The following is a 24,289-nucleotide window of genomic DNA, read 5'->3' as shown; positions in this document are numbered from 1 at the left end:
CTTTTTTTGTTTTGGTACTAACTTAAGCTTCTTCTAGAGTTCCGCTGTCTGTCACTGGTTCGGCAATTGGGCTATCTTCTAATTGAATGTTAATAGCGTGAGTGCCTTTGTCAGCTTTTATGGTATCAAATGTTACAGGTTGGCCGGCTTTTAATGTTTTATAGCCTTCCATCTGAATTGAAGAGAAATGTGCAAATAAATCTTCTTCAGTTTCGTTTGCAACTATAAAGCCATAACCTTTGGCGTTATTGAACCATTTAACTTTCCCTGACGGCATAATCTATACTCCTGTGCGTCGTTGAATTTGAGGGTGTAATTTAAGATCAAAATGAACTTGTTGGTCAATATGTGCTCATATTTGATTTACGTCAAGAGCAAAATAGCGATTTTTTTGAATTTTTTCGATACAATTCGCAAAATATACTAACTGAGATATAAAGATGAGTGATGAATATGAAGAAGATCACATTGGTGATCTTGCTGTTGAAAATGCAAAACCAAAATTAAAGCCACCAGCCAAATATCAGGTTGTAATTTTAAATGATGATTTTACGCCTATGGAGTTTGTTGTGGATGTATTAGTCAGGTTTTTTGGACACAACCCAGAAAGTGCAACTGTGATAATGCTGAGTGTGCATCAAAAAGGTAAGGGAGTGTGCGGAGTGTTTACAAAAGATATCGCTGAGACTAAGGCGATGATTGTAAATGAATTTTCAAAAGAAAATAATCATCCTTTGCTATGCGAAGTTGAAAGTTTGGACTAATCTTAAGTTTATAAATGATTTTTTAAGGATTATTGTGGTCCTAAATCGTAAATTTTTAATAACGGGTCAAATACTTTTGGTATTTGGTCTTGGTTTAACTCAAAGTAGCCTCAAATAGGTAGTAGTGGTTATTTAGCTGCAGTTCATAAAATTATATTAGAGTATGGTTATTATTCAGCTCGTAGGAGATGCTTATGTTAAGTAAAGATTTAGAAGAAACATTAAATATTGCGTTTAATGATGCGCGTAGTAAGCGGCATGAATTTATGACTGTTGAGCATCTTTTGTTGGCACTTTTAAATAATGAAACCGCGCTTAGAGTGTTAACTGCTTGCGCAGCAGACGTCCCCATTTTAAAACAAGAGTTAACTGAGTTTGTTGATTCTACTACTCCAATTTTACCAAGCAAAGATGAGGATCGTGACACTCAGCCGACACTTGGTTTTCAGCGTGTGCTGCAAAGGGCTGTTTTTCATGTGCAGTCTTCTGGTAAAAAAGAAGTGAGTGGGGCGAATGTGCTAGTCGCTATATTTAGTGAGCAAGAATCTCAGGCTGTTTATTATTTGAAACAGCAAAGTATTAATCGTATCGATGTTGTGAATTTTATTGCCCACGGTATTTCGAAAATTCAAAGTGACCATCAAATTAATGATAATGAAAATCAAGAACAAATCATGGATGAGGAGTCTCTTGAGGTTGGTAATCAATCTGCACTTGATGGGTATGCAACAAATTTAAATGAATCAGCTAAGCTTGGTAAAATTGATCCGTTAATTGGTCGGGAAAAAGAAGTTGAGCGTGTAGTACAAATCCTATCAAGACGTCGTAAAAATAACCCTTTATTAGTGGGTGAAAGTGGGGTGGGTAAAACTGCCATAGCAGAAGGGTTGGCAAAGAAAATTATAGAAAATGATGTGCCAGATTGCATTAAAGATGCGGTGGTTTACTCGTTAGATTTAGGAGCGCTATTAGCAGGAACTAAATACCGAGGTGATTTTGAAAAACGTTTTAAATCTTTGTTGTCAGAATTGAAAAAACAACCTCATTCTATTTTATTTATTGATGAAATTCATACTATTATTGGGGCTGGTGCTGCCTCTGGTGGTGTTATGGATGCCTCAAATTTATTAAAACCATTATTGAGTAGTGGTGAGATTAGATGTATGGGGTCTACTACTTTTACTGAGTTTAGAGGTATTTTTGAAAAAGATGGCGCTTTAACCCGTCGATTCCAGAAAATTGATGTAAGTGAGCCTTCGATTGATGACACTTATCAAATTCTAAAAGGGCTAAAGTCGCAATTTGAAGATCACCATGAATTAAAATATTCAGATAAAGCTTTGAAGGCTGCATCAGAATTGTCGTCAAGGTATATTACAGATCGAAATATGCCTGATAAAGCGATTGATGTGATTGATGAAGCAGGTGCTTCGCAAAGGTTGTTGCCTGAGAAAAAACGTAAAAAACTAATCGGTGTTGCTGATATTGAGAAAATTGTAGCAACAATTGCTCGAATTCCACCAAAAAATATATCGCGTACTGATAAAGATGTGCTTTTGAATCTCGAAAGAAATCTAAAAATGACTGTATTTGGTCAGGATGATGCAATTGAAACACTTTCTAGTGCTATTAAATTGGCTAGAGCTGGTTTGAAATCTGAAGATAAGCCTATTGGTTCGTTCCTGTTTGCAGGGCCTACAGGTGTTGGTAAAACGGAGGTTTCGAAGCAGTTGGCAGAAAGTTTGGGGGTGGAGTTAATTAGGTTTGATATGTCCGAATATATGGAGCGCCATACTGTTTCTAGATTAATTGGTGCGCCACCTGGTTATGTTGGTTTTGATCAGGGTGGTCTGTTGACCGAGGCTGTGAATAAAAACCCACATTGCATTGTATTACTTGATGAAATTGAAAAAGCACATCCTGAGGTTTTTAACTTATTATTGCAAGTTATGGATCATGGGACGCTTACAGATAATAATGGTCGTAAGGCGATCTTTAAAAATGTTATTTTAATTATGACAAGTAATGCAGGTGCTCAAGAAAGCTCAAGGCGCAGTATTGGATTTAGTTCTCAAGATCATCGAACAGATGCAATGGAAGTAATTAGAAAGATGTTCACCCCGGAGTTTAGAAATAGATTGGATTCTATTATTCAATTTAATGCGTTGCCAATTGATGTGATTCAAAATGTGGTGGATAAATTTATTGTTGAGTTGCAGGCTCAGTTGGATGATAAAAAAGTTCATATAAATGTCACGGCTGAAGCATGTATATGGCTGGCTGAGCATGGTTATGATGTGGCTATGGGTGCTAGGCCAATGGCAAGACTGATTCAAGAAAAGATTAAAAGACCTTTGGCGGATCAAATTTTGTTTGGTGATCTAATTAATGGTGGTGAAGTAACGATTGATGTTAAGGATGATGAGATTATTATTCAGACAGAAAAAAGTGCGGTTTCTGCAGAAGTTGAATGAATAAAATTGCATTCTAAGTAATAGGGTCCACATGGACCCTTTTTTTATATTAGAAAAAAGATATTTATGGGCTTAAATCATTGCATTTAAAAAAATCAATCTATATAATCCGCGCTCATTTTTTAATAACTAACCCCTTGAGCCCCAATTTAAGGTGGAGTTAAAACCAATATGAAAACATTTAGTGCCAAATCGGCAGAAGTAAAACGCGAATGGTTTGTAGTTGATGCTGAAGGTCAAACTTTAGGTCGTCTTTCTACGGAAATCGCAACACGCTTACGTGGTAAGCATAAAGCAGAATATACACCGCACGTTGATACGGGTGATTACATTGTTGTAATTAACTGTGAAAAAGTTGCAGTGACTGGTAATAAAGCAAAAAATAAAGAATATCATCGTTATTCTGGTTACGTAAGTGGCTTAAAAACTATGACGTTTGAAAAATTGATTGCCCATAAACCTGAAAGTGTTATTGAACTTGCTGTAAAAGGTATGTTACCTCGCACTCCATTGGGTCGTGATATGTTATCGAAGTTGAAAGTGTATGCAGGTAATTCGCATCCGCATACTGCTCAGCAGCCTCAAGAACTTAAATTTTAATAGGAATCGATATTATGTCTACAACTCAATATTATGGTACTGGTCGTCGTAAAACTTCGGCAGCACGCGTTTTCCTAAGAAACGGTTCTGGTGAAATTTCAATCAATGCCAAATCAATTGATCAATACTTTGGTCGTGAAACATCAAGAATGATCGTGCGTCAACCGCTTGAATTAGTTGGTATGCTTGAAAAGTTTGATATGACTATCACTGTTAGTGGTGGTGGATCAAATGGACAGGCTGGTGCAATTCGTCATGGTATTACACGTGCTTTGATCGAATATGATGAAACTTTACGTCCTGCATTGCGTCAAGCTGGTTTTGTAACGCGAGATTCAAGAATGGTTGAACGTAAGAAAGTTGGTCTACGAAAAGCTCGTAAGAAAAGACAATTTTCAAAGCGTTAATCCTTTTCATCGTCTATTCTATTTTGGATGGGCGTGTATTAAAAAACGTCCTTGCTTTGCATGGGCGTTTTTTTTTGCCTTACTATTACTTAATAGTTACTGTGTTTGCTTGTAACTGTATGTTATTTTCATTAGTATGCGCTCAATTTTTAGAGGCACTGAGTTTGCCCAATCTAATTTTAAACTTAGAGGAAAACAATAATGAATCAAGACGATAAAAATCTTGGTCGCCGTCGCTTTTTATTGGCTTCAATGGCTGGTGTTGGTGGTGTTGGTGTGGTGGGTGCGGCAGTGCCGTTTGTTAAGGCTTGGAGTCCAAGTGAAAGAGCTAAAGCGCTTGGTGGGCCAACAAAAATAGATATAGGTAAAATCGAGGCTGGAAGATTAGTTGTCGATTCTTGGCGCGGAAGTCCTGTGTATGTGGTTAAGCGCACGAAAGAAATGATTTTTGAGCTTTCAAAAGAAGAAGCCAAGGAGTTTCTTAAAGATCCAGAATTAACTAATGTTAATCAGCAGCCTGAATTTGCAATGAATTATCATCGTTCGCGTGTTCCTGAGTTGCTTGTTTTGGTAGGGGTTTGTACTCATCTGGGTTGTGCGCCTAAGTTAAGGGCTGAACCAACTGAGGAATTAAAAGGGTACGGAGGGTTTTTCTGCCCATGTCATGGTTCAAAGTTTGATTTGTCTGGTCGTGTATTTATAGGTTCGCCAGCAGGTGATAACTTATTGGTTCCTCCTTATGTTATCGAAGGTAATAAATTGATTATTGGTGCGGAGGAAGTGTAATGTCTGAGAAAAACTCAATTATGCAATGGGTGGACGCGCGTTTGCCTGTAACAAGTGCATATGAAAAGCATATGAGCAAATATTATGCTCCAAAAAACTTTAATTTTTGGTATATATTTGGCATTTTGGCGATGGTTGTTTTGGTAAATCAGATTTTGACTGGTGTTTGGTTGACTATGTTTTTTGATCCAACGCCTGCTGGTGGTCCGGAGTCTTTAGAGTATATTAGACGAGAAGTCCCAATGGGGTGGTTGATTCAAGCTTTGCATGCGGTTGGTGCGTCGATGTTTTTTATTGTTATATATATGCACATGTTCCGAGGGGTGATGTATGGGTCGTATCAAAAACCTAGGGAGTTGATTTGGGTGTTTGGTATGGCGATTTATCTTATCTTGATGGCCGAAGGTTTTATGGGGTATGTTATCCCATGGGGGCAAATGTCTTTCTGGGGGGCTAAAGTTATTGTTTCGTTGGTGGGCGCTTTGCCATTAATTGGTGATGATTTAGTTGTATGGGTTCAAGGTGACTATATACCTTCAGGTGCAACGCAAACTAGATTCTTTTCATTGCATGTTATTGCGCTGCCATTGGTGTTGTGTCTTTTGGTCTTTTTGCATATTTTAGCTTTGCATGAAGTTGGTTCGAATAATCCAGATGGTATTGATATCAAAAAGACACTTGATAAAGATGGTGTTCCTGTTGATGGAATTCCGTTTCATCCATATTATACCCTTGGTAAGGATATGGTTGGTTTAATTGTATTTTTAATAATCTTTTTGGGTTGTGTATTTTTCTTTCCTGAGGGTGGTGGGTATTTTCTCGAACACGCGAACTTTGAACCTGCGAATCCTCTAAAAACGCCTGAGCATATTGCGCCAACTTGGTATTTTGGTACCTTCTATTCGATATTAAGGGCAATTACATTTGATATAGGTCCAATTGGTTCTAAGTTGGCTGGTGTTATCTTTATGGGTGCGGCGATTGCGATTCTGTTTGTGCTTCCTTGGCTGGATAGAAGTCCTGTGCGCTCTTGGAGATATAAAGGTTGGATCAGTAAAGTGGCGATTATATTATTTGCTATTGCGTTTGTGACATTGATGAAGCTTGGTACTATGCCAGCTACTAAGGGTGCTACATATTTGGCGCAAGGTTGTACTGTAATATACTTCTTGTTCTTCTTGGCTATGCCTTGGTATACAAAATATGAAAAATGTAAACCAGTTCCAGATAGGGTGACTAAATAATGAAAAAAATAATTACATCTATTTTATTGTTGTCTGTTGCAACATTTGGTTTCTCGTCGGGAGGCGAGCTTTCATTGGATCATGCTGATATAGATTTGTCTGATAAAGAGTCACTTCAGCGTGGTGCAAGAAATTACATGAATTATTGTTATGGATGTCATTCATTAGATTCGGTTCGATATAATCGAATAGCTAAAGATTTAGGTATATCTGAAGAAGATATGGGTGAGTTTTTGATTTTTGATGAGTCAAAGTTTGGATCGTTGATGGAGAATGCAATTGTTGATTCTGATGCGAAGAAGTGGTTTGGTGCTACGCCACCAGATTTAACAATGATTAATCGTATAAAAGGTACACCTGATTGGGTTTATACTTACTTAAAAGGGTTTTATCAAGATGACTCACGGCCGTGGGGGGTAAATAATACTGTATTTCCAGATGTGGGGATGCCTCATGTTTTATATGAATTGCAAGGTTTATGTGGGCACCCTCCTGTTGGGGATAGTCATGTGCGATACGATTCTTTGTCTGAGTATCAAACTCATGAGGGGGGGTGTGAGGAGTATGTTTCTAAAGGGAGTTTAAGTCCTGAGGAATTTGATGAGTTTGTTTTGGATTTAACTAACTTTATTGCGTACACAGGGGAGCCTTGGAAGTTGAAAAGTCATGCAATAGGAAAGTGGGTATTGTTTTACTTATTTATATTGTTGTTATTTTCGGTAGCTTATTATCGTGAGCTTTGGAAAGATGTTCATTAAATAAAAAACAAGGTATACTCGCAAAAGCGCGGCATAGTCTGCGCTTTTTGTTTTTTTAATTATTGTATTTAGGAGCCCCAAATGGGTGTGATCACCAAGCGTTCTTCAATGACTTTTTTTTCCGATCCAGCAAGTCATTATAGTCATCGAGTCCGTATCGTTCTTGCTGAAAAGGGTGTTACTGTAGATGTAAAAGATGTAGATCCTGAAAGTATGCCTCAAGAAGTGTCGGATATTAATCCATATAATACATTGCCAACTTTGGTTGATAGAGAGTTGGTTCTGTATGAGCCGAATGTGATGATGGAGTATTTGGATGAGCGTTTTCCGCATCCACCTTTATTGCCAGTTTATCCGGTTGCGCGTGCAGAGAGTCGTTTGTTTGTATATAGAATTCAAAAAGATTGGTGCTCAAAGGTTGATGCAATAGTCATGGCAAAGTCTAAAGAGTCTGTGAATAGGGCTCGAAAAGAGTTGCGTGAAAGTTTGGTAGCTATAGCTCCTGTATTTGGTGAAAAGCCGTACTTTATGAGCGAGGAGTTTACCTTGGTAGATTGTGTGTTAGGTCCGATATTGTGGCGACTTGAATCCCTTGGTATTGAATTGCCAGAAAAGGTTTCAAAGCCACTGACTGATTATATGAAGCGCTTATTTGCAAGAGAGTCCTTTCAATTAAGTTTGTCTGAAGTTGAAAGAGAGATGCGAGACTAATAATGTCTGAAATGACCAGTAATAAGCCGTATTTGATGCGGGCCACAATCGAGTGGATTGTTGATAATGGCTGTACTCCTCATGTTGTTGTTGATACTTTTGTAAAAGGTGTTTCAGTTCCTGAAGGGTTCGATCGTGATGGTCAATTGACGTTGAATATTTCGGTAAATGCTGTTCGAGACTTTGTGCTGGATAATCAGTTGTTAAGTTTTTCTGCAAAGTTTAATGGAATGCCAATGCAAGTTTATGTTCCGTGCGGTGCGATACTTGCGGTTATAGCTCAAGAAAATGGGCAGGGTATATTTTTTAAATCAGAAGAAGCCCCTGAGCCTCCTGAGCCAGCAAAACCAAAGGGGCGCCCTGGTCTAAAATTAGTTAAATAATTAAATCGCCATGGATGGCGACTTACTTAAAAACTACCTAGCTTTGTGTTGGGTTCACCTCTTGGTTCTAATTATACTGACATCAACACTTTTTCGCGATAATCATCATCAGTTGCGGTGGTCATTACTCGATGCTTTATTCCTCGCTTTGTATCGTCCTTTGTTGTTAAAAAAATCATAGAAAAACTTTCCTAATTAGCCTCAAGCCTAAGTCAGTTACTTTAATCCAGTCGCAAGATTCATTCTTGTATTGGTGTAGTCTTGAGTGAAACAAAAAACAATCTTTATATCATTAAACCTAAATCATAATGACGATTATATTTGTATTGAAATTCTGCTAAATATCTCTGGGCATGTTTTGGCTTAATTCAATGAAGTGTACTTCTTAATGCGTTTTTTAAGTTTCCTAGTGTCGTATTTACTCGGTAAAATTCTTCTTTTTCAACTGATGCTCTATCACCTCCACAAACATGTTTTTCGTGTACACAGGGAGCTTTTGTCGCTTCTGAAAAACAGGCTAAACCATCAGAAACCACTAGAGAATTAGGGTCAATTGATTTTTCAGTCCACTCTTTAATACTTTTCTTCTTAAACCCATCTACAAGTTGTAACTTTAATTTTTGTGATTGACCTGCTTGATCGGTTTGTGCGGCTGCGACAAAAGGTATTTTATTTTCATAGCCTCTTCCTCGCTTTCCATCCGTACGTTCACCACTTAAATAAGTATCATCTATTCTAATTCTACCTGTTAGTTTTTTGCTTGATTCTCGCTCCATCATGACTTACATAAGTTTAGGTATCATGCGCCACGCTGCTTTGTAAAATATACCCAGTTTGCGTTTTAACTCCAGCGCGCTAATACCTTTTTTATTCTGCGTCATAAAATAGATACCCATAAACCATATTTTTAATGAGAGTTTTGCGTCACAAAATATCGTACCTGACGTGATTGAGGTTTGTTCACGGCATTGATTGTACTGAGAAAACTTTTGATTCGTAAGCTGGTAAGGTTTCGTGCAGCCACAACCTGGACATATAAAACTATTGGGTTAGCGCAAATTAAACAAAACACTTAAAGTATTGCTTATTCGTTACATAATTTTAGATGTAATCTAGAATACTTAGGTTTTTTTGAAATTGAATTTGATTGATCGACATTTGTCACTACTTTGGTTATTAGGTCTTTACTGTTTGTTTGTGTTGCTTGGCGTGGCTTAGAGTTAGGGCTAATTAGTAGCTCTTTTTGGTTGTTTGTTGCTGATCATTTTATTGAAGTTAATTAGAAAAATCAAATAAAAGGTTGCACTCAAATCTAAAACGCGTATTATTCGCCTCCCTGCTGAGACAGAGGGGGATCAAAGCGAGGCCAAAGCGTGCTAAGTACTTGATTCAGTTAGTAATTTTTAAAATCTAATTCAAAATTAAATTTTAAAAAAGATTGACAAAGGTTCGCAACTCTATATAATGCGCGCCTCGCTTAACGAAGCCAAACGGCTACTTAAGCAAACGTTCTTTAACAAACAAAAAAACAATTTGTGTGGGCACTGGTTGAAGTCGAATAGCCGGTCCATGATTTACCTCGGTAGATCGTGAGATCGGCACAAAAAATTTGACTCAATTAGAGCTTACATAGTGAATTTTATTTACAGTAGTTTTAATAATAATGAGTATCTAGATATAAACTGAAGAGTTTGATCATGGCTCAGATTGAACGCTGGCGGCAGGCTTAACACATGCAAGTCGAGCGGAAACGATTCTAGCTTGCTAGAAGGCGTCGAGCGGCGGACGGGTGAGTAACGCGTAGGAACCTACCTAATAGAGGGGGATAGCCCAGAGAAATTTGGATTAATACCGCATAATGTCTACGGACCAAAGTATGGGACCTTCGGGCCATACACTATTAGATGGGCCTGCGTCGGATTAGCTAGTTGGTGAGGTAATGGCTCACCAAGGCGACGATCCGTAGCTGGTTTGAGAGGATGATCAGCCACACTGGAACTGAGACACGGTCCAGACTCCTACGGGAGGCAGCAGTGGGGAATATTGCACAATGGGCGCAAGCCTGATGCAGCCATGCCGCGTGTGTGAAGAAGGCCTTAGGGTTGTAAAGCACTTTCATTGGTGAGGAAAAGTTGGTTGTTAATAGCAATCAGCCGTGACGTTAACCAAAGAAGAAGGACCGGCTAACTCCGTGCCAGCAGCCGCGGTAATACGGAGGGTCCGAGCGTTAATCGGAATTACTGGGCGTAAAGCGCGCGTAGGCGGTATGTTAAGTTGGATGTGAAAGCCCAGGGCTCAACCTTGGAACTGCATCCAAAACTGGCATACTAGAGTATTGTAGAGGGGTGTGGAATTTCAGGTGTAGCGGTGAAATGCGTAGAGATCTGAAGGAACATCAGTGGCGAAGGCGACACCCTGGACAAATACTGACGCTGAGGTGCGAAAGCGTGGGGAGCAAACGGGATTAGATACCCCGGTAGTCCACGCCGTAAACGATGTCTACTAGCCGTTGGGAAGCTTGTCTTCTTAGTGGCGCAGCTAACGCAATAAGTAGACCGCCTGGGGAGTACGGTCGCAAGATTAAAACTCAAATGAATTGACGGGGGCCCGCACAAGCGGTGGAGCATGTGGTTTAATTCGACGCAACGCGAAGAACCTTACCTACTCTTGACATCCAGAGAATTTAGCAGAGATGCTTTAGTGCCTTCGGGAACTCTGAGACAGGTGCTGCATGGCTGTCGTCAGCTCGTGTTGTGAAATGTTGGGTTAAGTCCCGTAACGAGCGCAACCCTTATCCTTATTTGCCAGCGAGTCATGTCGGGGACTATAAGGAGACTGCCGGTGACAAACCGGAGGAAGGCGGGGACGACGTCAAGTCATCATGGCCCTTACGAGTAGGGCTACACACGTGCTACAATGGAGCATACAGAAGGTTGCTAACCCGCGAGGGGGCGCCAATCCTCAAAGTGTTTCGTAGTCCGGATCGCAGTCTGCAACTCGACTGCGTGAAGTCGGAATCGCTAGTAATCGTGGATCAGAATGCCACGGTGAATACGTTCCCGGGCCTTGTACACACCGCCCGTCACACCATGGGAGTGGGTTGCAAAAGAAGTGGCTAGTCTAACCTTCGGGGGGACGGTCACCACTTTGTGATTCATGACTGGGGTGAAGTCGTAACAAGGTAGCCCTAGGGGAACCTGGGGCTGGATCACCTCCTTAAACGATAAGACTTTGATCAGTGTTCACACAAATTGTTTTTTAGATTTTTTGACATAGCTTGGCTAATTTAGTCAGGCTGTATAAAAAATCATGTTCTTTAAAAATTTGGAAAATGAAAATAAGTTTTATGTATTGAAAGACTGTAAGCGCCATTTATGACACTTACATGAAACAATTATTTAAAAACTGAGTTTATATACAAGCGTTGTGCGAAAAAATATCGTTATAAAATGTAATAAATGAAAAAGAGAGATTGAGCGAAAGCTCAAAACCTTGAGTATCACCAAGAACATTATTGGCTTTGTGCATATAACCTAAGTCTTGTTGATCCAATCGTAAGATTGAGTCAATGCAGACTGTTTAGGGTTATATGGTCAAGTGAATAAGCGTACACGGTGGATGCCTAGGCAATTAGAGGCGATGAAAGGCGTGGAAATCTGCGAAAAGCTCGGGGGAGGCGATAACATCCTATAATCCCGAGATTCCTGAATGGGGAAACCCAACCGTCATAAGGCGGTTATCTTTACCTGAATACATAGGGTAAAGAAGCTAACCCGGAGAACTGAAACATCTAAGTACCCGGAGGAAAAGAAATCAACCGAGATTCCCTAAGTAGCGGCGAGCGAAAGGGGACTAGCCCAAAAGTATATATAGTTTTAGTAGAAGGCTCTGGAAAGTGCCGCCATAGTGGGTGATAGCCCCGTATACGAAAGAACTATATACATGATACACGAGTAGGTCGGGGCACGAGAAACCTTGACTGAATATGGGGGGACCATCCTCCAAGGCTAAATACTCCTAATTGACCGATAGTGAACCAGTACCGTGAGGGAAAGGCGAAAAGAACCCCTGTGAGGGGAGTGAAATAGATCCTGAAACCGTGTACGTACAAGCAGTGGGAGCCTACTTGTTAGGTGACTGCGTACCTTTTGTATAATGGGTCAGCGACTTACATTCAGTAGCAAGGTTAACCGAATAGGGGAGCCGAAGAGAAATCGAGTCTTAATAGGGCGTTGAGTTGCTGGGTGTAGACCCGAAACCGAGTGATCTATCCATGTGCAGGTTGAAGGTTGAGTAACATCAACTGGAGGACCGAACCCACTACCGTTGAAAAGTTAGGGGATGACGTGTGGATAGGAGTGAAAGGCTAATCAAACTCGGAGATAGCTGGTTCTCCTCGAAAGCTATTTAGGTAGCGCCTCGGACTTATACCACAGGGGGTAGAGCACTGTTTGGGCTAGGGGGTCATCCCGACTTACCAACCCCATGCAAACTCCGAATACCTGTGAGTACTATCCGGGAGACACACGGCGGGTGCTAACGTCCGTCGTGGAAAGGGAAACAACCCAGACCGTCAGCTAAGGTCCCAAAATCTATGTTAAGTGGGAAACGATGTGGGAAGGCTTAGACAGCTAGGAGGTTGGCTTAGAAGCAGCCACCCTTTAAAGAAAGCGTAATAGCTCACTAGTCGAGTCGGCCTGCGCGGAAGATATAACGGGGCTCAAACATAGTACCGAAGCTACGGATTCTTATTTATAAGAATGGTAGAGGAGCGTTCTGTAAGCTGTTGAAGGTGAATCGAGAGGTTTGCTGGAGGTATCAGAAGTGCGAATGCTGACATGAGTAACGATAAAGGGAGTGAAAAACTCCCTCGCCGGAAGACCAAGGTTTCCTGTCCCATGTTAATCAGGGCAGGGTGAGTCGACCCCTAAGGTGAGGCTGAGAAGCGTAATCGATGGGAAACGGGTTAATATTCCCGTACTTGTTATAGCTGCGATGGAGAGACGGAGAAGGTTAAGTGATCCAGGCGATGGTTGTCCTGGTTTAAGGTAGTAGGTAAGGGGATTAGGCAAATCCGGTCCCCTCTCTTTAGTGAGAATACTGAGAGCCGAATACGGTGAGTCTACGGACTCCGAAGTCACTGATACCATGCTTCCAGGAAAATCTTCTAAGCTTCAGGCTATAACGAATCGTACCCCAAACCGACACAGGTGGTCAGGTAGAGAATACTAAGGCGCTTGAGAGAACTCGGGTGAAGGAACTAGGCAAAATGGTACCGTAACTTCGGGAGAAGGTACGCTGTTGCCGGTGATGGGACTTGCTCCCTAAGCTAGCGACAGTCGAAGATACCAGTTGGCTGCGACTGTTTATTAAAAACACAGCACTGTGCAAACACGAAAGTGGACGTATACGGTGTGACGCCTGCCCGGTGCCGGAAGGTTAATTGATGGGGTTAGTCTTCGGACGAAGCTCTTGATCGAAGCCCCGGTAAACGGCGGCCGTAACTATAACGGTCCTAAGGTAGCGAAATTCCTTGTCGGGTAAGTTCCGACCTGCACGAATGGCGTAACGATGGCCAAACTGTCTCCACCCGAGACTCAGTGAAATTGAAATCGCTGTTAAGATGCAGTGTATCCGCGGCTAGACGGAAAGACCCCGTGAACCTTTACTATAGCTTCGCAGTGGACTTTGAATGTATTTGTGTAGGATAGGTGGGAGGCTTTGAAGCAGCGACGCTAGTTGTTGTGGAGCCAACCTTGAAATACCACCCTGATACATTTGAGGTTCTAACTCAGGTCCCTAATCGGGATCGAGGACATTGTGTGGTGGGTAGTTTGACTGGGGCGGTCTCCTCCCAAAGAGTAACGGAGGAGCACGAAGGTTGGCTAATCCTGGTCGGAAATCAGGAGGTTAGTGCAATGGCATAAGCCAGCTTAACTGCGAGACAGACAAGTCGAGCAGATACGAAAGTAGGTCATAGTGATCCGGTGGTTCTGAATGGAAGGGCCATCGCTCAACGGATAAAAGGTACTCCGGGGATAACAGGCTGATACCGCCCAAGAGTTCACATCGACGGCGGTGTTTGGCACCTCGATGTCGGCTCATCACATCCTGGGGCTGAAGCCGGTCCCAAGGGTATGGCTGTTCGCCATTTAAAGTGGTACGCGAGCTGGGTTTAGAACGTCGTGAGACAGTTCGGTCCCTATCTGCCGTGGACGTTTGAGATTTGAGAAGAGTTGCTCCTAGTACGAGAGGACCGGAGTGAACGAACCTCTGGTGTTCCGGTTGTCACGCCAGTGGCATTGCCGGGTAGCTAAGTTCGGACGGGATAACCGCTGAAAGCATCTAAGCGGGAAGCCTCCTTCAAGATGAGATCTCACTGGAATTTAATTCCCTAAAGGGCCCTGGAAGACTACCAGGTTGATAGGCAAGGTGTGTAAGTGCTGTGAGGCATTGAGCTAACTTGTACTAATTGCCCGTGAGGCTTGACCATATAACGCCTAAGCTGTTTACTAAAATCGTTCCATACGATTTTGAGTATTTCCTCCATCCGTGGAGGGCATACAGACTTAGCGTTATATGAGCTAAATTGTAGAGATACAATGAAGTGAATGAAGCTAAGAAAGATATTTTAAGCACGAAGTTTGTGTATAAACTAAAGATAAATACTGTATAATGAGCGACGTAAGTTACCTGAAGTACAGACATAGAACTTAAACTTATTTTCCGAATTTGGATGAAGGTTGCATATTGAGATGATGATTGAATACGAAAGTATTTGATAAGAGTCAAAATAGATAAGACAACTGAAAACCATAAAGAATTGTTTGACGACCATAGAGCATTGGTACCACCTGACCCCATCCCGAACTCAGAAGTGAAACGATGCATCGCCGATGGTAGTGTGGGGGTTCCCATGTGAGAGTAGGTCATTGTCAAACGCCAATTAAGTCTAATTTAATCATCCGTGAATAAATTAGAAGCTTGGTAAACAAGACAGCGGAAGGAAACCTTCCTAGCTTGTTTAGTCGCAAGACAGGCTCCAAGCCCGAACATGAAGAGCCCCGTCAGGTTATCCTGACGGGGTTTTTTATTGCCTGTAGGAAAGTAAAATGATTAAATATAAGCATGAAAGTTGGTGTTTTATTAGTTTAACCGTATTATTCATCCCTGAATAAATTAGAAGCTTGGTAAACAAGACCGCGGAAGGCAACCTTCCTAACTTGTTTAGTCGCAAGACAGGCTCCAAGCCCGAACATGAAGAGCCCCGTCAGGTTATCCTTGTGGGGTTTTTTATTGTCTTGCGTTTTATATATTATTTATATTTAAATTGTTTTGATAAAACAAAGAGCTAAAAAAGAGTGTTTTGCAAAAATGAAAAAGGCTTTTTCAAAATTAAAACTAACAAAAAGTAAATAATGCGCCATACTGAGTTAAAGTAGTTTGCAATAGGATCTTTCAACGGATTGGAAAAAGTTGGGAAGTGCAATTTGTTTTCAAACAAAAGGACAGTTTGAAATCGCGTAAAAGCCTCTTTTGAGGCTTTTTTTTTAATTAATGTTTATGTTTGTAGAATTGAATCATGTTTTTAATATGTATTAGGCTAATTGGTTGCTTAATTTGTATAAATATTTAATACTTATAATGTTTAACTATCGAAGAATTTATTTATTGAAAATAAACTATATTTGATGGATATTATTAAAGTTGATTTCATGAGCATGGGAAACAATACATGAATTTTTTAACACCAAAAGTTAAAAAGGCATCAAAGGCTGTTGCTAATAATAAAATTAAAAAATTGTCTTTGGCTATCGGGTTGTCTTGTACTCTATTGAGTCAACAAGTATTAGCTCTGACATTATCATCTGAAACAAATCAGCAATCAGTTCATATTTTCCAGCCATTAGATATTAAAGTTGAGTTAATTGATAAAAATAATGAAGTTTCAAAAGAAGATATATTTGTCAATATTGCTAGTCAAAGAGCATTTGATAAATTGGGTTTAGATCGTCATCGATTTTTATCTAAAATTAACGTCAGCCTAGAAACAGATTCAATCGGTACAAAGTTCGTTCATATAACATCAAAAGAATTAGTAAAAGAGCCATTTCTAATGCTTCTTTTAGAATTAACTTGGCCAAATGGACATTTATTCAAAGATTATACGATTCTATTCGATGCGCCAATTACACAAAATCGAAAAATAGATGTACCAGTAATTCTTACGAAGCAAGCGATATCGCCTGTAATTAATAAGCAAATTGAAAATAAAGTTCAAATAAATACCGATAATGCATCACAAGTACAAAACCCAATTGATAATAAAAATCAACAATATACGGTACAAAAGACAGATACCTTATGGGAAATTGCATTAAAAACACGACAACAAGATGATATATCTATACAACAAATGATGTTGTCTATTCAAGATAAAAACCCTAGTGCTTTTGTTAATAATAATATTAATATTATAAAAGCCGGTGCCGTCCTAAATATACCCAGTGCTCAAGAAACATTGGCCCGTTCTGAAAGTGTAGCTAATCAAGAAGTTTATTCTCAGAATCAGTTAAAAACTGATTATACTCAAAGTAACCTTGAACAACTTACTCAACCTGAAATTATAGAGGTTGACCCAGAAATTGAATCAATTGAAAAAAATGTAGTCACTGAATCCACTAAACCTCGTACAAATACAGGTCAACTAAGGCTTGTTACATCAGATGAAAGTATTTTAGATACTAAAAGTGCAAGTGGTAATCAAGATTCAGTGATCGATTCATTAGAAAATGATTTAGCAATTGCAATGGATATTGTTGAAAAAGAACAAAGAGAAAAACAAGAGAAACAAACACTTATATCTGAATTAGAAGAACAAAACGAAACGCTTCAAAAAATACTTGATTTAAAATCTCAAGAATTGGCTGAGTTACAACGTCAATTATCACAACAAAATGCGGCTGATACTACTGTTGTTGATATGTTGATTGAAGATTTTGATAATAGTATTGATGAGAATGACATTCTTGATCTTGACGTATCAGAAGATATTGAGCAAATCGACGAAGGCGTTCAAGTAGAATTTGAAGAGGCTAATTTATCGGAAGTTGATGATTTAATTAATCACCTTGCCATAGACGATGGTATCTCAGAATCTGAAAATGATGTTGTAGATAATGAAATTGAAAGTAATACGACAATCCCTGAAAATTTAATTCAAGATGCTGTTGATCAAAATGAAACAGTCAAATCTGAAACAAATATTATAAGTAAAGCGATCCAATGGTTAACTGGTTCGTATATTAATATGGCAATTGCAGGGGTCTCTGGGTTACTACTATTGGTTTTAATTGCTTCTCTATTCACTCGTAAAAAACGAAACGAAGAAATTGGAAACGATATTTATGATTCAATGGATGATCTAGATGATCAAGATGATCTAGATGAATTAGCGGTTAATGATGATTTTGAAGACGATTTATTATCGGATATTGATTTAGGTTCGGATGAGTTTGCAACAATTGATCAAAGCGACGCTTTAGAAGAAGCTCAAAAATTAATTGATTATGGTAATCTGGATCAAGCTATTGAAATATTAGAAGTAGGATACCAAGAAGATCATTCAAGAAATGACTTGGCAATTAAGCTTTTAGAATTATATGGGCAAACATCTCAAAATGACAAATTTGCAGATTTAGAAGCTCGTGTATCTATTAATGCTCCTAGTTCTTTAATAAATCAAATCGAAACATTAAACGCTCAATACCACCCTTCTAAAGGCAATGTAAATGAAAGTTTAATTGATGATCTTGAATCCCTTGATTTAGATTCCATTAATATTGAAGATTCACTTGAAGCTGAAGAAATTGAACTTGAACATTCAGGTAAAGATGAATTAGATGATCTTGATTTAGATGATTTAGATGATTTAGATGATTTAGATGATTTGGATTTTGAATCAATCGATATAAAAATTGAATCGGAAGATGAAAGTTTAGAATTGGATGCAGAATCCTTTGATATAGAACTTGAAGAAAAAATTGAGCAGAACGATGATGATTTAGAGCTTGAAATTACATTGAAAGAATCACTTGCTGATTTAGATCTTGAAGAAACCAAGGATTCAATTGACCTAGTCAAAGATGACAATAAAGATGCATTTGAGATTGAACTTGATGATGAGTTTTTAGCTACTACAACTGATGATAAAACTGAAGAATTTGAAATTGACTTAGATGAGGATTTAAGTGAAATTTCTATTGAGTCGGAATTAGAAGATATAAGCCTTGATTCTTTTAATATAAGTTCTGAATTAGAGTCCGATACTGAGTTAACATTAGAAACATCGGATGACGATGAAAGTTTCGACTTATCACTTGATGAGCTCGATTCAGAAATTGCCGAATTAGATGCGCAATTTAGCACTGAAACTAGTAACGAAGAAAATGAAACAGATGAAGAAATCGTTTCAATGACCGCAGAAGATGTGGAACATGATGCTGAAATTGAAGATGAAATAGAAAGTGAAATTGATTTCATGGGTGATAATGATGAAAACTCTACAAAATTGAATTTAGCTAAAGCGTTTATTGAAATGGGCGATGTTGACTCGGCTAAAGAAATGTTAGAAGAGATCATCGAAGAAGGTAACGACGAACAAAAAATTGAAGCTAAGAAAATGATTGAGTCGTTATAAATTTAAATAAGTAACTAAAACACCGAAGCTTGCTTCGGTGTTTTTTTTTGTATTAAGTGAATATGAACGAATTTTATGAATTACAGGCGCCTGAATATGATACTCGAATTGCATTATGTATAGAGTATGATGGTAGCCAATTTAATGGGTGGCAAACTCAAAATTCAGGTGTTCCGACTGTCCAGCAAGAACTTCAACAAGCGCTTTCAATCATTGCAAATCATCCTGTGAAAGTTATATGTGCTGGTCGAACTGATTCAGGCGTACATGCAACTGGCCAAATTGTGCATTTTGATACTAATGCTAAACGAAAAATGTATGGATGGGTTGTGGGTGCAAATAAATTAATGGAAAAAACAGTGAGTGTAAAATGGGCAAAAGAAGTTCCATTATCATTTCATGCTCGTTTTTCGGCGCGCCAACGAAGGTATCGATATCTATTATATTCAAGCCCATTTCGACAGGGGATATTAAAAAATGGTGTCAGTTGGGAGAGAAGGCAATTAGATGCTGAATTAATGAATCTGGCAGCAAAAAAACTGTTAGGCGAACATGATTTCACCTCTGTAAGAGCAGCAGGTTGCCAAGCGCACAGTCCAATTAAAAAAATAACAAATATTAGTGTAAAGAAACATGGTGAATTAATCGTGATGGACATACAGGCCAATTCATTTTTGTATCATATGGTTCGGAATATTTTAGGATTACTAATTCCAATCGGTGCTAAAGAGAAACCTGTGGATTGGATTGAAAGCGTGATTTTACAAAAAGATCGCAAAGTTGCAGGTATTAATGCTTTGTCGGATGGGTTATATTTTGTAGATGCAATTTATGATGAACATTTTGATTTACCAAAGACACTACCAGGGCCATTTTTTCTAGGAGATATATAAAAATTGGATAATAGGATTATTTATTTACATGGATTTCAATCGAGCCCAGATTCGATTAAGTCAATTGAGCTGCAACAATATGTTAAAGCTCATCATGCTGAATATAAGTTATGGATACCTCAGTTGCCTCTAGAGCCAGATTTGGCTATTCAATTATGTATAAATTACATAGATGAACGCATGGAATTAGGCGAAAACATTACTATCATTGGAAGTTCTTTAGGTGGGTTTTACGCAGTTTATCTTGCACAAAAATATGATTTAAATTGCGTGGTAATCAATCCAGCGTTGCATCCTGATGAGTACATAGAAAGATATAAAGATTATTTAGAAGAAATTATCACAAATTTACCTGAAAATTGGTTAGTATCATATATTAATGTGATTCGGTCATTTAAAGTAAAAACACTTACTCATCCAAAACGATTTTTGTTGTTGACACAAACGGGAGATGAGTTATTAGATTATAGAATTGCACAAGCGTATTTTTCAGACTCGTATGCACAAATAGATGAAGGCGGTTGTCATAATTTTGATGGGTTTGAGAAAAAGCTCCCCCATATTTTTGAATTTTTAGGTTAAATATTATCATGTCAAATAAAGAATATTCAGCTCAATCCATTGAAGTATTAAGTGGGTTAGATCCCGTAAAAAAACGCCCAGGTATGTATACTGAAACCACTAGGCCAAACCATTTAGCTCAAGAGGTAATTGATAACTCAGTAGATGAAGCATTAGCAGGACACGCAAATAAAATTATTGTGACACTTTTTAAAGATGGCTCGTTACAAGTTGAGGATAACGGTCGAGGTATGCCTGTCGATATTCATCCTGAAGAGGGGGTGTCAGGTGTTGAGTTGATTTTAACGAAACTTCACTCAGGTGGTAAATTCTCAAATGATAACTATCAATTTTCTGGTGGTTTGCATGGTGTAGGTATTTCGGTTGTAAATGCTTTAACAACCATGTTAGATGTAAAAGTTAAACGCGGCGGAGAAATTCACAGCATTGGTTTTGCTAATGGTGAAAAAGTAAGAGAGTTAGCAGTAATTGGCACCTGTGCTAAAAAAGACAAAGGCACAATTGTTCACTTTATGCCAGATGCAAAATACTTTGATACTGGAAAGTTTTTAGCTTCTCGTTTAAAACACAACTTACGAGCAAAAGCCGTTTTATGTCCCGGGCTTCATATTATTTTTAATAATGAAGAAAAAGACGAAAAAGAAGAGTGGTACTACGAAGACGGATTAAAAGATTATTTAATCAATCACACTCAAGTATTTGAATCATTGCCTGAAGACCCGTTTACAGGTTCTATGTCAGCCCAACAAGAGGCCGTCGATTGGGCGATTCAATGGTTGCCTGAAGGTGGCGAGTTAATTCAAGAAAGCTATGTGAATTTAATTCCAACGGCTCAAGGCGGTACACACGTTAATGGTTTTCGCACAGGTTTATTAGATGCCATGCGTGAATTTTGTGAATACCGTAATTTAATTCCAAGAGGCATTAAATTAGGCCCTGAAGATATTTGGGATAAATGTTGTTATGTATTATCAGCAAAATTAGCTGACCCTCAATTTTCTGGACAAACAAAAGAACGTTTATCATCACGTCAAGTCAGTGCTTTCATTTCAGGTGTGGTTAAAGATGCTTTCAGCCTTTATTTAAATGAGCATACTGATATTGCTGAAAAGCTAGCTGAATTATTTATCAGCAGTGCACAGTCACGCTCAAAAGCAGCCAAAAAAGTCACCCGTAAAAAAATCACTCAGGGGCCAGCGCTGCCAGGTAAATTAGCCGATTGTTCAAGTAAAGATGCAATGGAAGGTGAGTTATTTCTTGTGGAAGGGGATTCAGCTGGTGGAAGTGCAAAACAAGCACGAGATCGTCAATACCAAGCTGTAATGCCATTGCGTGGCAAAATTCTAAACACTTGGGAAGTGGATTCAGGTCAAATTCTAGCCTCTCAAGAAGTTCATGATATTGCGGTTGCTTTAGGTGTTGATGTCAATACTGAGGATTTAGAGAGTCTTCGTTACGGCAAAGTTTGTATCTTAGCTGATGCCGACTCGGATGGTTTACATATTGCAACGTTGCTTTGTGCTTTATTTGTGAAGCATTTCCCTGCGTTGGTCAAAGCTGGACACGTATTTGTTGCAATGCCACCATTGTTTCGAATCGATATTGGTAAAGAAGTGTATTACGCTTTAGATGAATCAGAAAAAAATGGTGTATTAGATCGTATCGAAGCTGAAAAAACTAAAGGAAAAGTGAATGTTCAACGATTTAAAGGGTTAGGCGAAATGAATCCAATGCAGTTAAGAGAAACCACTATGGATCGTGATACTAGAAGACTAGTGCAATTAACGATGACTGAAGGTGATGATACTGTCGAAATGATGGATATGTTGTTATCGAAAAAACGCGCGCCTGACCGCAAACAATGGCTTGAGAGTAAAGGTGATTTAGCCGATATCTAAATATAAACAACCATTTCAATAAAATGAAATGGTTATTTATTTCTCCCATTGTTGCTTAATAAATTCGTAACGTTCTAAATTTTTTCCAAGATCAGAATATCCTGCACGACTGCTACTTCTTATATCAATTATTTTTTTTTCGTCATCAAAATAAAACTCAACATCATCTTTAAATTTCATCAAACTTGTACTGAAAATAAAATATAAATATTGTTCATCATTTTCGACTAATTCAGTGCCATTTATATTGGAAATTATTGTTATCAGTGCTTCTTTAGAATGTTCCAAGCTTCCTTTAAAGTGCAGTGGTTCTACTTTTTTACTGAGCACTTGAGTTTGGCTAGAAATCGCATTGGGGGTTTTAGGCATTGGTGCAAGTTTATTGCTGATCAATCCTAAAATGGGTGTTTTGCTATTTTGATGATAGAGCCAAATAATGTTTATTATCAATAAAATAAAAAGGAAACTAAATAAAATTAAACAATATTTTTTCATAATGAGTCCGTAAGTTTTAAGCATGTACGCCAGTAAACTGGCGTGTTTATTTTTATATTTTTAAAACTGATAAGTAATTGTCAATTCATTTACAATTGAACTGTCAGTTATACCATCGGTTAAAAATGCACTACTAAGATTGAAGTCAAACACTAATTGATTGCTATATTGGTAACCAAATCCCCAAGCAACCGATGTGTTGGATGTGGTTGTATTAAAAGAATTATTACTTATTGTATGTTCGCCACCATCTACTTTTTCGTATTTATTGTCCGCTACAGTCATAAATGACTCTTTTAATTTTTCACTTGTAAAACTTATTGTGTTGGTTTGTACTGAGGCGGTCATATTCAATTTTTTGGATGCGCGCATTTTCATTGAAACCATGACAGGAGCGTCAATTGATAATCGGGTGATTTGTGAGTAAGTTTCTAATCCAGTAGGTTCTTCTGTTCCAGTATCAAAATCTCTATTAACCTGTATTCGGTCATAACCTAATCCTAACCCTAGATTGAAAAGTTGTTGTAAATTATATTCAATACGAGGACTGGGCTTGATTGACAGTTGTGCCCCGGCTGTTAGATTTAGTTGATGCAATCCAATTTGATTAGTTTGGTCAAGAATGATGTGTTCTGATTCGTTTTCAAATTCTCTTTTTTGAGTATCTGAATTATTAGTAAATACGTATTTAGCGGAACCAATTAGGTATAAATCTTCTTTGAGTTTTTCTAAATAACTGCCACCTAAATTAAATCTAAAATCTTTTATACCTGTCCCTAACGTACTTTCTTTAGTTATATCTTCGTCATTTCCTAACGTTTGAATTAATTCAGCTTTAAATTTATCGTATTCACCTGAACTATCAGATATTTCTATATTTAGAATGTATTGTTTTAAGCCTTTGTCAAAGCCAATATTTGCACCAAAATCATATTCTGTAGAACCTTTTTTATTGTGGTCAATTGTAATTTTATTATTATCATCGGTATAACTACTACCTGCTGGTAAGTCTACATTGTCAAATGTTTCTCGAGCTAGTTGAGTATCGCTGTCTATTGAAAAATAAATATTTACTCCGATACTGTCACCTTTATCGCCTTTTGACCAAAATAAATCGAAGCTGTCCACTTCGTTGTCAATATCCAAATCAGATGTGTATTGAGATGTTCTCCCTAAATGAACACCTACATTTTCCCCGTATGCTTTAAAAAATACACTGCCGCTAGGTTGATTTAATAGGTTTATGCTTGATTGCTGCCCTTGATAAGTCATCATTGCGGGATTAAACCAAATCGACGTGATATCCAAACTTTGGCTGGCATCTGCCCATGCACCAAATGATTGATTTACAGTTGATAATGCAGATTGATAGTTGTTACTTGTTATATTTTGAAAATTAGCAGGTTCAGTAGCAGAAAATGATAAAGACGGTAATAAAAAAAGAGAAAGCAGCGGGGTATATTTCATAATTGAACCCTTAATTGTATGTGTCTTGAATTGTGCTTTGAGATTACCATAGTCCAAACACATTGATATTATCAATATATCTGAATGTCGAGTATTTCATATATTTAATGTAGTAATTACGTAAAAAA

16 protein-coding genes, 3 rRNA genes and 1 pseudogene are annotated in these 24,289 nt (G+C 38.4%); 16 read left to right on the top strand and 4 right to left on the bottom strand.

Going from position 1 to position 24,289, the window contains the following annotated elements:
* Nucleotides 1-22 precede the first annotated feature (22 nt).
* On the bottom strand, nucleotides 23-277 hold the full coding sequence (locus TYM08_RS12775; RefSeq protein WP_422379532.1) for a cold shock domain-containing protein: 255 nt from the start codon (nucleotides 275-277) through the stop codon (nucleotides 23-25).
* Between the two features lie 163 nt (nucleotides 278-440).
* On the opposite strand from TYM08_RS12775, the gene clpS reads away from it, so the two are divergent.
* The 9 genes from clpS (at nucleotide 441) to TYM08_RS12730 (ending at nucleotide 8,127) form a co-directional block, all read left to right on the top strand.
* Complete coding sequence (gene clpS / locus TYM08_RS12770) at nucleotides 441-764, top strand: ATP-dependent Clp protease adapter ClpS (RefSeq protein WP_422379531.1); 324 nt, start codon at nucleotides 441-443, stop codon at nucleotides 762-764.
* 194 nt (nucleotides 765-958) lie between these two features.
* Complete coding sequence (clpA, locus tag TYM08_RS12765; protein ID WP_422379530.1) at nucleotides 959-3,238, top strand: ATP-dependent Clp protease ATP-binding subunit ClpA; 2,280 nt, start codon at nucleotides 959-961, stop codon at nucleotides 3,236-3,238.
* Between the two features lie 171 nt (nucleotides 3,239-3,409).
* Nucleotides 3,410-3,838 (top strand): 50S ribosomal protein L13, encoded by a 429-nt coding sequence (gene rplM / locus TYM08_RS12760; protein ID WP_422379529.1) that lies wholly within the window; start codon nucleotides 3,410-3,412, stop codon nucleotides 3,836-3,838.
* 14 nt (nucleotides 3,839-3,852) lie between these two features.
* Nucleotides 3,853-4,245 (top strand): 30S ribosomal protein S9, encoded by a 393-nt coding sequence (gene rpsI / locus TYM08_RS12755; RefSeq protein ID WP_422379528.1) that lies wholly within the window; start codon nucleotides 3,853-3,855, stop codon nucleotides 4,243-4,245.
* 201 nt (nucleotides 4,246-4,446) lie between these two features.
* Nucleotides 4,447-5,031 (top strand): ubiquinol-cytochrome c reductase iron-sulfur subunit, encoded by a 585-nt coding sequence (gene petA / locus TYM08_RS12750; RefSeq protein WP_422379527.1) that lies wholly within the window; start codon nucleotides 4,447-4,449, stop codon nucleotides 5,029-5,031.
* Nucleotides 5,031-6,275, top strand: a complete 1,245-nt coding sequence (locus TYM08_RS12745; RefSeq protein WP_422379526.1) for a cytochrome b — start codon at nucleotides 5,031-5,033, stop codon at nucleotides 6,273-6,275. The genes petA and TYM08_RS12745 overlap by 1 nt, the downstream gene beginning before the upstream one ends.
* A complete protein-coding gene (locus TYM08_RS12740; RefSeq protein ID WP_422379525.1) occupies nucleotides 6,275-7,033 on the top strand; it encodes a cytochrome c1 in 759 nt (252 codons plus the stop codon). The genes TYM08_RS12745 and TYM08_RS12740 overlap by 1 nt, the downstream gene beginning before the upstream one ends.
* A gap of 81 nt (nucleotides 7,034-7,114) precedes the next feature.
* Nucleotides 7,115-7,744 carry a stringent starvation protein SspA gene (gene sspA / locus TYM08_RS12735; RefSeq protein ID WP_422379524.1) on the top strand — a complete coding sequence of 210 codons (630 nt, stop codon included), beginning with the start codon at nucleotides 7,115-7,117 and terminating at the stop codon, nucleotides 7,742-7,744.
* A 2-nt stretch (nucleotides 7,745-7,746) separates the two neighbouring features.
* A complete protein-coding gene (locus tag TYM08_RS12730) occupies nucleotides 7,747-8,127 on the top strand; it encodes a ClpXP protease specificity-enhancing factor (protein WP_422379523.1) in 381 nt (126 codons plus the stop codon).
* 287 nt (nucleotides 8,128-8,414) lie between these two features.
* Here the strand turns inward: TYM08_RS12730 and TYM08_RS12725 are convergent.
* Nucleotides 8,415-9,285 (bottom strand): annotated as a pseudogene (locus tag TYM08_RS12725) (IS1595 family transposase); the annotation flags it as partial.
* 521 nt (nucleotides 9,286-9,806) lie between these two features.
* Here TYM08_RS12725 and TYM08_RS12720 point away from each other — a divergent pair.
* The 7 genes from TYM08_RS12720 to parE all read left to right on the top strand — a co-directional run bounded on the left by TYM08_RS12720 (nucleotide 9,807) and on the right by parE (nucleotide 22,199).
* Nucleotides 9,807-11,346, top strand: a 16S ribosomal RNA gene (locus tag TYM08_RS12720).
* Between the two features lie 372 nt (nucleotides 11,347-11,718).
* Nucleotides 11,719-14,620 (top strand): 23S ribosomal RNA (locus TYM08_RS12715).
* A 333-nt stretch (nucleotides 14,621-14,953) separates the two neighbouring features.
* Nucleotides 14,954-15,068, top strand: a 5S ribosomal RNA gene (gene rrf, locus TYM08_RS12710).
* The 16S, 23S and 5S rRNA genes sit together here, the layout of an rRNA operon.
* A gap of 794 nt (nucleotides 15,069-15,862) precedes the next feature.
* Entirely contained in the window at nucleotides 15,863-18,826 is a 2,964-nt protein-coding gene (locus TYM08_RS12705) for a FimV/HubP family polar landmark protein (RefSeq protein ID WP_422379522.1), read from the top strand.
* A gap of 62 nt (nucleotides 18,827-18,888) precedes the next feature.
* Nucleotides 18,889-19,719 carry a tRNA pseudouridine(38-40) synthase TruA gene (truA, locus tag TYM08_RS12700; RefSeq protein WP_422379521.1) on the top strand — a complete coding sequence of 277 codons (831 nt, stop codon included), beginning with the start codon at nucleotides 18,889-18,891 and terminating at the stop codon, nucleotides 19,717-19,719.
* A 3-nt stretch (nucleotides 19,720-19,722) separates the two neighbouring features.
* Nucleotides 19,723-20,301 (top strand): YqiA/YcfP family alpha/beta fold hydrolase, encoded by a 579-nt coding sequence (locus TYM08_RS12695; RefSeq protein WP_422379520.1) that lies wholly within the window; start codon nucleotides 19,723-19,725, stop codon nucleotides 20,299-20,301.
* 8 nt (nucleotides 20,302-20,309) lie between these two features.
* Entirely contained in the window at nucleotides 20,310-22,199 is a 1,890-nt protein-coding gene (gene parE / locus TYM08_RS12690) for a DNA topoisomerase IV subunit B (RefSeq protein WP_422379519.1), read from the top strand.
* A gap of 36 nt (nucleotides 22,200-22,235) precedes the next feature.
* Here parE and TYM08_RS12685 read toward each other — a convergent pair whose 3' ends face one another.
* Both TYM08_RS12685 and TYM08_RS12680 read right to left on the bottom strand, forming a co-directional pair.
* Nucleotides 22,236-22,694 carry a DUF1499 domain-containing protein gene (locus TYM08_RS12685; RefSeq protein ID WP_422379518.1) on the bottom strand — a complete coding sequence of 153 codons (459 nt, stop codon included), beginning with the start codon at nucleotides 22,692-22,694 and terminating at the stop codon, nucleotides 22,236-22,238.
* A 60-nt stretch (nucleotides 22,695-22,754) separates the two neighbouring features.
* Nucleotides 22,755-24,161, bottom strand: coding sequence for a hypothetical protein (locus tag TYM08_RS12680; protein ID WP_422379517.1), 1,407 nt, complete (start codon nucleotides 24,159-24,161; stop codon nucleotides 22,755-22,757).
* Nucleotides 24,162-24,289: the final 128 nt, after the last annotated feature.

The sequence above is a fragment of the Marinicellulosiphila megalodicopiae genome (genome assembly GCF_045862395.1).
Lineage (GTDB): Bacteria > Pseudomonadota > Gammaproteobacteria > Pseudomonadales > Natronospirillaceae > Marinicellulosiphila > Marinicellulosiphila megalodicopiae.
Note: the sequence above shows the minus strand (reverse complement) of the source record. Positions and strands in the feature narration are given on the sequence as shown.